This is a genomic window from Shinella sp. 20P9.1.1, from assembly GCF_057798995.1.
In genome coordinates this window covers 390,684-402,867 of record NZ_JBYOLC010000004.1, presented here as the reverse complement: position 1 = coordinate 402,867, position 12,184 = coordinate 390,684, and the positions used below count along the sequence as shown (strand labels likewise).

The window sequence follows — 12,184 nt, the reverse complement described above, 5'->3', positions numbered from 1 at the left end:
GCGGTCAGCTGAGTACAGCAATGCCAATGTGCTTTTCCCTCCACTCCATCGCTGGTGAAGAAGAGAACGTCCCACGTAATCGCGGGATTCCTGAGCGACCCCATTGCTAGAACGCCTTGCGTCTAATTCTCGGAAGATTAAAACCGCTCTATTTAGGCTTGGCTTGTAGCGGCGAGATGGTCAGCTTTGTACAAGTCCGCGCCGTGGTGAAGATATGCAATCGCTCGGACAACGGTATAAATGATCTTCGACTCTCGCTGCACGACCTCATCGAGAACATCCAGCCCCATGGACTCAGTGAAAGCTTTATAATCGTTAAACTTACTGAGAACTTCAGAAATGAATGGTATTCCAACGAAGATATATCTCGCGACCAAATCGCGATGTAATGACCATGGTTGCTGGGGATATCCAACACTCTCCTCTGCCTCATCAAGATGAAGCATCATGGCGTAACGTATTAGAGTCTCGGCCGCATCCGGGTCATTTGGAAACAAAAGCCAGCCAGAAAATCCAGCAGCGAGTACCTCCTTTTGGCCGGGATACCCAGCATTCTCACTAGCCAACGCTTGCAATATTTCTCGGCCACGGAACTCGCGGCCAGATGTAAGGGCCTGAACACTCAGCGTGCTCACGGACTGCTGCTGCGCTGCATATTTCCTGTGTAGAGCTTCGATCCCAGCGACAACAGCTTTCAGCTCTTCAGATTCGAGGATATCATTCAAATCGTCCACTCAGCCATTCCCTCCCAGCTCGCCCGTAGATGGCCGAACGATAGGCTGGTTCGGCGCTATTTTCGATACCGCCGTTTGCCTGATGAGGATAGGAATAGGCACCGACTTCATAATGAAGAAATCTCGGCACCAGCAGCTAATGCGCGCTTATTCCGCAGGGTGCTGAACACCATCCAAATAATTCGACCACCAGATCAGCATCTTCCGCCTATCAGGCAACCATTCCGCCGAATTGTAAGCAGCGCGCACACCATCACGCTCGGCATGGGCCAGCTGACGTTCGATCCAGTCGCGGTTGAACCCATGCTCGTTCAAGATCGTGCTCGCCGTACCGCGCAAGCCGTGGACCGTCGCCTTCGAATGATAGCCCATCTTATAGATCGCGTAGATCAGGGTGTTTTGGGAGATGACACCATTGAGCGTCTTGGCCGGCAGTATGTAGGGGCTGTCGCCTGAAAGCCGCTTTAGCTCGGTCAGTATCTGCTCGGCCTGCGGCGTGATCGGGACCAAGTGCTCGGCGCGCGCCTTCATCCTCTCGGCCGGGATGCGCCAAAGCGCGCGGTCGCCGCCAAGAGCTTCGAATTCCGACCACAAACCAAAACGCACCTCAGAGGTGCGCAGGAAGGTATGCAGCACGAGCTTGAGGGCGAGGATGGTCTTGCGGTCGCCTTGGTAAGCTTCCAACGTCGACAGGAACTCGGGAAGATCTGCCTCTTTGAGCGCAGTGCGGTGCCTCTTCGGGCCTGCGGATCGCAATGCGCCGCGAATATCCTGAGACGGATCACGGGTGGCGAGCCCGCTGGCGATTGCATATCGGAAGACCTGCCCGCTGACCTGCATGAGCCGCCGTGCGAGAACAACGGCACCGCGCTTTTCGATCTGGCGAATCGCGTCCAACAATTCCGGTGGCTCGATTTCGTTTATGGGCCTGCGGCCGATGACCTTGAAGATATCGGCTTCGAGCCTGCGAAGAATCCGGTCGGCGTATCCTTCTGTCCACCCGGCCTTCTGTGCGTCGAACCATTCCCGCGCGATGGTTTCGAACGTATTGCCGGCTTCCAGCCGCTTCTTTCTCGTTTCCTGCTTCTTGTGCTCCCCGGGGTCGATACCGCGCGCCAGCAACTCCTTGGCCCGGTCGCGATGGTCGCGCGCATCTCTCAGGCTAACAGCTGGGTAGATGCCGAGGGAAAGCGTCTTCTGCTTCCCATGAAAGCGGTAGGCGAGCCGCCAAAGCTTACTTCCTCGCGGCTCGATAAGCAGGAAAAGACCGCCCCCATCACTGATTTTCTGGGGTTTCTCGGCTGGTTTCGCATTCCGGCAGAAGACATCGGTCAAAGGCATTGTTGGTATTTTGCCCCAAGCAGCGAATAAACACCAACAAAGCTACCAACAAATTAGCCGGATGTCACCGCTCGCCGGCAAACCTCTTCGGACAAATGAAACACTGAAACCCATTGAAAAACCGCGATTATCTCGCATCCCATCATCCAAGCTGGACTATGTTGGATGATGGGGAATGGTGGGCCCGGAGGGACTCGAACCCCCAACCAAGCGGTTATGAGCCGCCGGCTCTAACCATTGAGCTACAGGCCCGATCCGACGATTTGCCGGGGCCGTCGGTCAATGGCGGCCGACGGGTGGAAAATCGTCTAGACGAAATCGGGCTTCCTCACAAGCGCTGCCGTATTCTCTACACAATGACGAGAGAAGAACGGGACAAGGGACACAACTATCAGGAGATATTCCAATATGGCCCACGGAATCCTCGGCCGCCGCACCGGCGCCGGCCTCGTCGCACTTTCGCTTGCTCTTGCCGCCGCTCTCCCGCTTGCCGCGAAGGCTGAAGATAGTGCCAAGCCGCGCGAAGCGACGATCGTCGTGACCGGCGAAGGCTCGGCCGAAGTCGCGCCCGACATGGCGCTGATCGACCTTGGCGTCGTCAAGGATGCCAAGACCGCCCGCGAGGCGCTCGACGCCAACAACAAGGCCATGGCGGAAATCCTCGCCGCACTGAAGGAAGCCGGTATCGCGGAGCGCGACCTGCAGACATCAGGCTTCATGATCAACCCGCAGTACCAGTATCCGCAGAGCTCGAACGGCGAAAACCCGCCGCCGGTGCTGACGGGCTTCCAGGTCACCAATACGGTGACGCTGCGCGTGCGCGATCTCTCCAAGCTCGGCGAGATCATGGACAAGGCCGTAACGCTCGGCGCCAACCAGGGCGGCGGTATCCGCTTTACCAACGACAAGCCGGAAACGGCCGTCAGCGCGGCGCGCAAGAAGGCCGTCGAAAATGCCATGGCCAAGGCCAAGGAGCTGACGGATGCCGCCGGCGTCGGGCTTGGCCGTGTTCTGGAAATCTCGGAAACGAGCTACCGCGCCGAGCCCATGCCGATGATGCGCGCCATGGCCAAGGACTATGCCGCCGAAGGCGGCGCCGTTCCGCTCGCCACCGGTGAAAACAGCTACTCCGTCGTCGTCAACGTGACCTTCGCTCTGGGCAAGTGAGCAGCGCAGGAAAGAATGCATGAAAGGGGCGGGGAAACCGGCCCCTTTTGTTTGACGCATGCCGATCCGCGGAGCGTCCCCTTTCCCCTCCTGCCATCCCCCCTTCCGAGGACAGGAGGTCTCATCGTGCTGCATCCACTTTCCGCGCATCCATCCCACTCGCCAAAACGCAAAAACCCTCCCGGCTCGCGCCGAGAGGGTGGCCGTTCGCCGGCCGGGGGTGACAAGGCGAACGGCTTTCGTTCAGGCAGCGGCCGGAAAACCGGCCCGCACCTTAACGCCAGAGAACCGGGCAGTGACGGTCGTTTGCGAAAACGACGCGGCTATAGCCGCCGTAGCGGAAACCTTCGACAACGACCTTGCGCGGCGTCACGTCCGCGATGCGGGCACGGCGCAGGCCGAGATCGCGCGCCTTGGCGACGGCGAAGTCCGGCGAGCAGCGGCCGCGGCGACCCCAGTCACCACCATGGCGGCGGTCGTCGCGGCGATCCCAGCGATCACGTCGCTCCCAACGATCCCACCGGTCACGGCGATCGCCCCGGCGGTCCCAGCGATCGCTGTCGCCGCCATAATCCTGAATTTCGAGGAAGCCGTTTCGGTAGCCGACCTGTTCGATCGAGAGGTTGATGTCGGTTGCAGACGCAACAGGCGCCACGGCGGTCAGGGCACCCAAGCCGAGAAGGGCGGCGAGCATGGTCTTTTTCAGAAAATGGGTCATCAAGGGTCTCCTGTTCGCTCTGCCCTACCATCTTGCGTCGGGCGATTGAGGAGACCTTAGGGCCGCATGCCTGAACGCAGGCCGAAGCGGCCGTTCAGCCTGCGTTCAACTTCATGAACCGGTGAAGAAGGCGATGCGGGTGATCGAGCCATCCTCCAACTCAAGCAGCAGGATCTTTTCCCGGGAATAGCTTCCGCCGGCGGCGGTGCCGCGCGCCGTGAGCCGGATGGCGACGGTGTTGCCGAGCGCGTCGCTCATTACCAGGGCATCCTGGTAGGTTTCGTCATGGGCCGCGAAATGCCGGGCAAGCCGGTCGCGCAGGGCTTCGCGTCCATTGTCGCTGCCCTCGCCGATACCGGAAATCGCGACATCTTCATTCACCGTGGCGGCAAGCGCTGCGAAATCACGGGCGTTCAGCGCTTCGATCACGGCGTGGGTAATGCTTTCGGTGTTCGCCATGGATGTCTCCTTTTCCTGGGTCGCCGCAGCAACGGTTCATCGGGCAAATCGGTTCCGTCAAGGGCTCAGATGCAGGAGGATTTCGCGCCGATGCGGCCGGTCGCGATGCTCGAAGAGATAAAGGCCCTGCCAGATGCCGAGCGCCAGCCGGCCGCCCATCACGGGAATGCCGATGGAGACCTGGGTGAGTGCCGCCTTGATATGGGCCGGCATGTCATCCGGCCCTTCCAGCGTGTGCACGATCCAGCGCATGCTCGGATCGTCGGAAGGCGGCACGAGGCGGCGGAAGAACTGATCGAGATCGCGCCGCACATCCGGGTCGGCATTTTCCTGGATGAGCAGCGAGCAGGAGGTGTGGCGCACGAAGACGGTGAGCAGGCCCGTTTCCAGACCAGCATCACGCACGAACGTTTCGGCCTCGCCGGTGAACTCGTAGAGCCCCTGCCCGCGGGTCGGAAGGGTCAGGATCGTCTGCGGCATCGGCGCCTCAGCCGATCGCCCAGAACAGGCCACCGACGACCACGATGAAGGCCAGAATCACGCCCATGAAGCGCGCGAGCCCCATATTCGTATCCGTCGTATCGCCGACGATGGCATAGTAGAAATCGAGCATGGCAAGGCCTTTCTTCCGGTGTCCTCCGTGATAGCCCAGCTGCGCCGGGCTCACAACTCGACGATCGCCTGGAAGCCGCCATAGATCATGCGCTTGCCGTCGAAGACATCCTTCCAGGCATCGCCCTTCAGCCGCTCGTCGGCCATCACCTTGGCGACGATTTCGTCACGTTTTTCGCGGGATTCGTAGGTGACCCACGAGAAAATCACGATCTCCTCATCCTTCGCCTGCACGGCACGTGGAAACGAGGTAAGCTCGCCATAGGGCACGTCGTCGCCCATGCATTCGACATAGTCGATCGCGCCGTGTTCCTTCCAGACGGCGCCGGCGGTGCGCGCCATCGCCTTGTAGGCCTCGATATTGGCCTTCGGTACGGCGAGCAGAAATCCATCCACATAGGTCATGATCGTCTCCTCCTTCGGTTTAAGACCTTCAGAGGACGTGGAGCACCACACCGATCCGACAAGGGGCGTGCACTTTTTTGTGCCCGGTTACCAGGCGCCGCAATTCCGCAACTGGCGCGAATAATTGGAGGCCATGTTGGCGGCGCGCTTCGCACCCGCCTTCGCCGTGGCGCTCCAGTTGCCGCGCGAATAGCCGCCGTGACCGTGGTAATAGGCGATGTAAAGCCGGTAGGTATCGTTGAGCGCGATGCCGTTCTTGCGGTTGCTCTCGGCGTGGTACCAGGCGATGAAGCGGATCGCATCCTTGAAATCGGTGCGCTTGGCCATCCAGCGGCCCGTCACGCGTTTGTAGCTCGCCCAGGTGCCGTCCAGCGCCTGCGAGAAGCCGAGCGCCGTCGATTGGCGCTTCCACGGAATGAAGCCAAGAAGCTTGGTGCGCGGCGGGCGCGCATTATGGCGGAAACCGGATTCGGTGTAGATCGTCGCCATCAGCACGGCGACGGGCACGCCATATTCGCGCTCGGCACTGTAGGCGGCTCGCCGCCAGTTGTCGAAAAAGCCGTCGCGCTGCTCGAAGATGGCACAGGCATTCTGCGTCTGTCGTGGAACCGACGCACAGCCAGCGAGCAGCAGGAGGACGACGATCAATACGCAACGCATCGCTAATCCTCGAAAATTTCCGGATATTTATAATTGGTAAATCTTAAGGATTGGTTTTGATTCAACTGCGGTTCATCGCCTTCCATTCACCGAAGTGATCCGCCCATCAAATATGCAAATGCATTATTTTGTTGCGCTTTTTGCCCTCGCGGCCTAATCAATCTGCAACACGCCGGGCCTTCGCGAACGATTGTTCCGGAGCGTGATTTGCCCCCTCCCCACCGGATTTTGCGCTTACGTCATCCGGGCGCGGGAAGGTTTGCGACCGGGCCCTCCCAGGGCCTCAACTTCAGGAGAACGACCCATGAAGAAGCCTCTTTTCGCCGCTGCCGCCCTTGCCGCATCCGTCGCCTTTGCGCCGCTGGCGCATGCCGATATCGTCATCGGCCTCATCGCCCCGCTGACCGGCCCGGTCGCCGCCTATGGCGACCAGGTCAAGAACGGCGCGGAAGCAGCCGTTGAAAACATCAACAAGAACGGCGGCATCCTTGGCGAACAGCTCGTGCTGAAGCTGACCGACGATGCCGGTGAACCCAAGCAGGGCGTTTCGGCCGCCAACCAGATCGTCGGCGAAGGCATCCGCTTCGTCGTCGGTCCGGTCACCTCGGGCGTCGCCATCCCGGCCTCCGACGTTCTGGCCGAAAACGGCATCATGATGGTCACCCCGACCGCGACGGCCCCGGACCTGACCGCCCGCGGCCTCACCAACGTTCTGCGCACCTGCGGCCGTGACGACCAGCAGGCCGAAGTCGCCGCTGCCTATGTTCTGGAAAAGCTGAAGGACAAGAAGGTCGCCATCGTCCATGACAAGGGCGCCTACGGCAAGGGCCTGGCAGACGCCTTCAAGGCCGCGATCAACAAGGGCGGCATCACTGAGGCGCTCTACGATTCGGTCACGCCGGGAGAAAAGGATTTCAGCGCGCTGCTCACCCGCCTCAAGGCCGACGGCGTTGAGGTCATCTATTTCGGCGGCTACCATCCGGAAGGCGGCCTGCTTGCCCGCCAGCTGAAGGATCTCTCCGTCCACGCCACGATCATCGGCGGCGAAGGCCTGTCGAACAGCGAATACTGGGCGATCGGCAACGAAGCCGCTGCCGGCACGCTCTTCACCAACGCGTCGGACGCGCTGAAGAACCCGGATTCCTCGGCGGCCGTCGCCGTGCTGAAGGAAAAGGGCATCCCGCCGGAAGCCTTCACGCTCAACGCCTATGCCGCCGTCGAAGTTCTGAAGGCCGGCATCGAGAAGGCTGGCAGCGCCGAAGACGCCGCCGCCGTCACGACGGCGCTGAAGTCGGGCGAACCGATCGCAACCGCCATCGGCAAGCTCACCTACGGCGAAAACGGCGACCTTACCTCGCAGAGCTTCTCGCTCTTCAAGTGGGAAGACGGCAAGATCGTCGCTGCCGAATAAGGCCTTTGCGATCTGGAAATGCGAACGCCGGGGTTTTTACCCCGGCGTTTTTGTTTGTGGGCGCTTCACCGTCCCGCGCGAAATTTCTCCTTCAGCCGCGCGATATCCGCAGCACTCCAGTCCGTCACACCGGTCACGGCAATCCACGGCTCGACATAGTGCTCGCCGGCATAGACATGGCCCAGTCCCATCGGCGTGGTCGTCGCCATGGCAAGGTCGAGCGTCAGCTGCAGGAAGGTGACGACCGGGTACCATTGGAAGTCCGGTGAGACATCCGGCCCGCGCGGCGAAGCCATCCAGGCCGGCTGGCGGTAGAAAGCGTAGGGATCGTAGAACACGATCGGATCGCTGGCATATTGCAGATAGACGATGCGCATCGGTCCCCAATGGTCGCCCGCCTCCGGCAGCGCATTGCGCTGGCTGGTGAAGCGCACATAGGAACCGTCACGGAAGCGCGGCAGCCAGGCCGGCGTATCGGGATTGCGGTCCGCCGTCATCTTGCGCCAGATGCGGCTCGGGAATGGCGGGCCGGACCAGAGCGCGCCCTGATAGGGGTCACCGATCACCTCGAACAATTCCGCCGATTGCTCCGAGGACAAGGCACCCAGGCTGAGGCCGTAGAGATAAAGTTTGGGTCGGCTCTCCTTCGGCAGGCTCGTCCAGTGGCCGTAGACGGCGTGAAAGAGCGCGCGCGCGGCCTCCGCGCCATAGTCCGGCTCGGCGAGCAGCGAGAGCCAGCTGGCAAGATAGGAATACTGGATGGCGACGCTGGCGATATCGCCATGGTGCAGATACTCAACCGTGTCGATACCTTCAGGATCGACCCAGCCGGTCCCCGTCGGCATGATGACGACGAGCGTCGAGCGCTCGAAGCCACCGACGCGGATCAGTTCGTCCAAGGCGATCTTCGCCCGCTCCTCCGGCGTCTCACCGGCGTTCAGGCCGGCATAGACGCGCAGCGGCTCCATCGCCGGCTTGCCGGTGAAATCGGCGATATCCTTGGCGCTCGGTCCGCTGGCCACATAGGAGCGCCCCATCCGGCCAAGCGCGTCCCAGCGCACCAGCGAGGCGGCGCTTCCGGATTTCAGGGGATCGGTGGGTTCGGCGGTGTCGGGCTCGATCACCTGGTCGAGCCGGCGGAAGGAAGAATCCGCTGTGTGCAGCACGAAGCGTACCAAGAGGCCATCCGCCAGCGTCCAGAACAGCGTCGCCGCGAGTGCCGTGCCGATGACATAGGAGAGCCTGCGCGGCGCTGCCCGGCGCGAGGTGCTGGCGAAGAGTTTGACCAGCAGTGCAAAGAAACGGCCAAGGCCGATGAAGAGCGTAAAGACGACAAGGGCAATCAGGCCGACATAGAAGGGATGCGCCGTCTCGATCGGCGGCAGCTTCATCAGCGTGCGGATGGAGTTCTGCCATTCGGCCGTGCGCCACAGGAAGACCAGCACCACGACACCGCAGATACCGCCCGCCGCCGCCTTCAACCCGAGCCGCACCCGGTCCTTCGGCTCCGGCAGTTCCAGCCAGAACCACAAGAGCGACAACAGCACGCCGAGACCGTAACCGCAGGCCATGGCGACACCGGAGAGCAGGCCCTGGGTGATGTAGGTGCGCGGCAGGAGGCTCGGCGTCAGCGATGCCGCAAAGAACAGCGTGCCGAGCACGAGGCCGGTTGCGGAGAAGGAGAGGAGAAAACGCCAGACCCGATCCCGCACAGCACGCTCCTTTCGCATCCAGGCCCAAACCTTGCACGGCAGCCGCCGGGAGGCAACACGGCAGGCCGAAATGCAAAAAGCCCCGCGGCCTTTCGGAGCGCGGGGCTTTTCGTGTCTGTTGCGTCGCCTCAGCTGTCGAGGAACGAACGCAGCTTGCGCGAGCGGCTCGGGTGCTTCAGCTTTCGCAGCGCCTTCGCTTCGATCTGACGGATACGTTCGCGGGTCACCGAGAACTGCTGGCCGACTTCTTCGAGCGTGTGGTCGGTGTTCATGCCGATGCCGAAGCGCATGCGCAGGACGCGCTCTTCGCGCGGCGTCAGCGACGCCAACACGCGGGTCGTCGTCTCGCGCAGGTTCGCCTGGATGGCGGCGTCGATCGGCAGAAGCGCGTTCTTGTCCTCGATGAAGTCGCCGAGGTGGCTGTCTTCTTCGTCACCCACTGGCGTTTCGAGCGAGATCGGCTCCTTGGCGATCTTCAGAACCTTGCGGACCTTTTCAAGCGGCATGGCGAGCTTTTCGGCCAGTTCCTCCGGGGTCGGCTCGCGGCCGATCTCGTGCAGCATCTGGCGCGACGTGCGGACGATCTTGTTGATCGTCTCGATCATGTGCACCGGAATGCGGATCGTGCGCGCCTGGTCGGCGATCGAGCGGGTGATCGCCTGACGGATCCACCACGTCGCGTAGGTGGAGAACTTGTAGCCGCGGCGATACTCGAACTTGTCGACTGCCTTCATGAGGCCGATATTGCCTTCCTGGATGAGATCGAGGAACTGAAGGCCACGGTTGGTGTACTTCTTGGCAATCGAGATCACGAGACGAAGGTTGGCTTCCACCATCTCCTTCTTGGCGATGCGGGCTTCGCGCTCGCCCTTCTGCACCATCGAAACGATGCGGCGGAACTCGGCGATCGAGATGCCGGTTTCCGTGGCGAGGTTCTGGATCTCCTGGCGGATGTCGCGGATCGTCGTGTTTTCGCTCTTGGCGAACTCCTTCCAGCCGCGGGCGGCCAGATTGGCGATGGACTTCATCCAGTTCGGATCGAGTTCCGCGCCGGAATACTGCTCAAGGAACGAGTCGCGCTTGACGCCGTAGCTTTCAGCGAGACGCAGCAGACGGCCTTCGTTCTGCATCAGGCGCTTGGAGATGTCATAGAGCTGCTCGACAAGGCTGTCGACGCGGTTCTGGTTGAGCGACAACGACTTGACGGCCGTGATCAGCTCGTCCTTGAGCTCCTTGTAGCGGCGCTCCTGGGCGGGAGACAGCGTGCCGGTGGCCTGCAGGCGGGCTTCCACCTGCTGGTCCTGCAGCTTGCGCAGCTTCTTGTAGGTCTCGGCGATCGTGTCGAGCGTTTCCATGACCTGCGGACGCAGTTCCGCTTCCATGGCGGCGAGCGAAAGGTTCGACTCGTCGTCGTCCTCTTCCTCTTCCTCCGGCGGCAGGCCTTCGCCGCCGACATTGGTGATGTCGTCGTCGTTGGCGGCGCGCGGCCGGCGGTTCTTTTCCTTCTCTTCGGCCGCCTTGCGGTCGGCCTCGATCTTTTCCGGGCTCTGGAACTGCGGGGCAGCCTTCGCCTCGGGACCGGAATAGGTCGTCTCGAGGTCGATGATCTCGCGCAGCAGCGTCTGGCCTTCGTTGAGTTCATCCCGCCAGATGATGATGGCCTGGAACGTCAGCGGGCTCTCACAGAGGCCGGCGATCATCGTCTCGCGGCCGGCTTCGATGCGCTTGGCGATGGCGATTTCGCCCTCGCGCGACAGGAGCTCCACGGAGCCCATCTCGCGCAGGTACATGCGCACCGGATCGTCCGTGCGGTCGGTCGGCTCTTTCTTCTTGGCTGCCGCAAGGGCGGTGCCGCTGGAAGGGGCGAGCTCGCCGCCTTCGCTCTCGTTGTCGTCGTCGCCGCCGTCGTCTTCGCCCGGAGCCGCCTCTTCGGCGTCCTCGTCCTCGATGACATTGATGCCCATGTCGGAGAGCATGGACATCGTGTCCTCGATCTGCTCCGAGGTCACTTCCTCGGACGGCAGAACCGAATTCAGCTCGTCCATGGTCACATAGCCGCGCTTCTTGGCGGCCTTGATCATCTTCTTGACGGCATCATCGGAAAGATCGAGAAGAGGGCCGTCGGATGCGCCTTCGCGTTCGTTTTCGACTTCCTCGTTCTCTTTGACCTTTGTCGCCATTTATTTCGTCGCTTTCTTGAGCATCCAGTTTTCAAGCGGTCAGGGTTTCCGCAGCCGAGCGCCCTTCGGCTTGCGCAATCGCCTCTCGGCGCTCCTGACCTAACGGATTGACAATTAAATCCTGATTAACCACAGCCCGGCCCGCCGGCGTGTGGACGTGTCGCCAAGGCGACACAATTGACATGACTTCCCGATCCGCCGTACCCATTCCTTCTCAGCCAACAATGGTGATTCCCAGAATTTTCGGTTCCGTCAAGCTTTTCCGGTAAAAAAGCCGTAAAAGGCTCCGATTCGGGTTCGCGAACATGAAAGTCGACGGATCCGGGAGATTGAGCCTTCATGTAGGCGTAAATCCCGAAAAGGCAAGAGCCAACCGCGCCTCGCCCCGCACACCCGTCCGCGCCCCGATTCGCACGCCAAGGTTTAAACGGGCCTTTCAGAACGAGCGCCCATCCACCTTGTTGATCGTCAATGTCTCAAGATCGATCGCCGGAATACAGCGCAGATTGACCGCCGCCATCCTGTTCCCCTTGGGATCGGACCCTTCGCCATAGGGCGCAATCCCGCACTTGGCGCAGAAGTGGTGCTGGATGACGTGGCGATTGAACGTGTAAGTCGAGGCGTTCTCCTTCGGCGTCGTCAGCCGCAGGTTTTCCGCCGGCACGAAGGCAAGCAGCCCGCCGCGCCGCCGGCACAGGGAACAGTTGCAGTCGAGCCCGCTGTCGAAGTCGCCCTCCACCTCGAAGGCGATATTTCCGCAATGGCAGCTTCCTTCGTACTTCATA

13 protein-coding genes and 1 tRNA gene are annotated in these 12,184 nt (G+C 61.4%); 2 read left to right on the top strand and 12 right to left on the bottom strand.

The features are described from left to right. Window positions 1-152: 152 nt before the first annotated feature. The 3 genes from AC27VQ_RS09980 to AC27VQ_RS09970 all read right to left on the bottom strand — a co-directional run bounded on the left by AC27VQ_RS09980 (window position 153) and on the right by AC27VQ_RS09970 (window position 2,327). A complete protein-coding gene (locus AC27VQ_RS09980) occupies window positions 153-734 on the bottom strand; it encodes a hypothetical protein (protein ID WP_488716158.1) in 582 nt (193 codons plus the stop codon). 147 nt (window positions 735-881) lie between these two features. Next, window positions 882-2,075, bottom strand: a complete 1,194-nt coding sequence (locus AC27VQ_RS09975) for a tyrosine-type recombinase/integrase (RefSeq protein WP_488716157.1) — start codon at window positions 2,073-2,075, stop codon at window positions 882-884. A gap of 176 nt (window positions 2,076-2,251) precedes the next feature. After that, window positions 2,252-2,327 (bottom strand) — tRNA-Ile (locus tag AC27VQ_RS09970). 156 nt (window positions 2,328-2,483) lie between these two features. Here AC27VQ_RS09970 and AC27VQ_RS09965 point away from each other — a divergent pair. Further along, window positions 2,484-3,242 carry an SIMPL domain-containing protein gene (locus AC27VQ_RS09965; protein ID WP_313522937.1) on the top strand — a complete coding sequence of 253 codons (759 nt, stop codon included), beginning with the start codon at window positions 2,484-2,486 and terminating at the stop codon, window positions 3,240-3,242. Between the two features lie 274 nt (window positions 3,243-3,516). On the opposite strand, the gene AC27VQ_RS09960 is transcribed toward AC27VQ_RS09965, so the two are convergent. The 6 genes from AC27VQ_RS09960 to AC27VQ_RS09935 form a co-directional block, all read right to left on the bottom strand. After that, the gene (locus AC27VQ_RS09960; RefSeq protein WP_488716156.1) at window positions 3,517-3,960 is read right to left on the bottom strand and encodes a hypothetical protein; all 444 of its coding nucleotides are present in this window, start codon (window positions 3,958-3,960) and stop codon (window positions 3,517-3,519) included. A gap of 111 nt (window positions 3,961-4,071) precedes the next feature. Then, the gene (locus tag AC27VQ_RS09955; RefSeq protein WP_488716155.1) at window positions 4,072-4,419 is read right to left on the bottom strand and encodes a nuclear transport factor 2 family protein; all 348 of its coding nucleotides are present in this window, start codon (window positions 4,417-4,419) and stop codon (window positions 4,072-4,074) included. A 57-nt stretch (window positions 4,420-4,476) separates the two neighbouring features. Then, complete coding sequence (locus AC27VQ_RS09950) at window positions 4,477-4,899, bottom strand: secondary thiamine-phosphate synthase enzyme YjbQ (protein WP_488716154.1); 423 nt, start codon at window positions 4,897-4,899, stop codon at window positions 4,477-4,479. Window positions 4,900-4,906: 7 nt separating this feature from the next. Further along, a complete protein-coding gene (locus AC27VQ_RS09945; protein ID WP_313522930.1) occupies window positions 4,907-5,032 on the bottom strand; it encodes a hypothetical protein in 126 nt (41 codons plus the stop codon). 50 nt (window positions 5,033-5,082) lie between these two features. Further along, window positions 5,083-5,436: a DUF1428 domain-containing protein gene (locus AC27VQ_RS09940; protein WP_488716153.1), complete on the bottom strand. Its 354-nt coding sequence runs from the start codon at window positions 5,434-5,436 to the stop codon at window positions 5,083-5,085. A gap of 87 nt (window positions 5,437-5,523) precedes the next feature. Beyond that, a complete protein-coding gene (locus AC27VQ_RS09935) occupies window positions 5,524-6,096 on the bottom strand; it encodes a transglycosylase SLT domain-containing protein (RefSeq protein ID WP_488716152.1) in 573 nt (190 codons plus the stop codon). 304 nt (window positions 6,097-6,400) lie between these two features. Here AC27VQ_RS09935 and AC27VQ_RS09930 point away from each other — a divergent pair, with 304 nt between their 5' ends. Beyond that, window positions 6,401-7,507, top strand: a complete 1,107-nt coding sequence (locus AC27VQ_RS09930) for a branched-chain amino acid ABC transporter substrate-binding protein (RefSeq protein ID WP_488716151.1) — start codon at window positions 6,401-6,403, stop codon at window positions 7,505-7,507. A gap of 65 nt (window positions 7,508-7,572) precedes the next feature. On the opposite strand, the gene AC27VQ_RS09925 is transcribed toward AC27VQ_RS09930, so the two are convergent. The 3 genes from AC27VQ_RS09925 to AC27VQ_RS09915 form a co-directional block, all read right to left on the bottom strand. Then, window positions 7,573-9,237, bottom strand: coding sequence for an alpha/beta hydrolase (locus AC27VQ_RS09925; RefSeq protein WP_488716150.1), 1,665 nt, complete (start codon window positions 9,235-9,237; stop codon window positions 7,573-7,575). 110 nt (window positions 9,238-9,347) lie between these two features. After that, window positions 9,348-11,399: an RNA polymerase sigma factor RpoD gene (gene rpoD / locus AC27VQ_RS09920; protein ID WP_313522922.1), complete on the bottom strand. Its 2,052-nt coding sequence runs from the start codon at window positions 11,397-11,399 to the stop codon at window positions 9,348-9,350. A 436-nt stretch (window positions 11,400-11,835) separates the two neighbouring features. Next, on the bottom strand, window positions 11,836-12,183 hold the full coding sequence (locus AC27VQ_RS09915; RefSeq protein WP_488716149.1) for a GFA family protein: 348 nt from the start codon (window positions 12,181-12,183) through the stop codon (window positions 11,836-11,838). Window position 12,184: the final 1 nt, after the last annotated feature.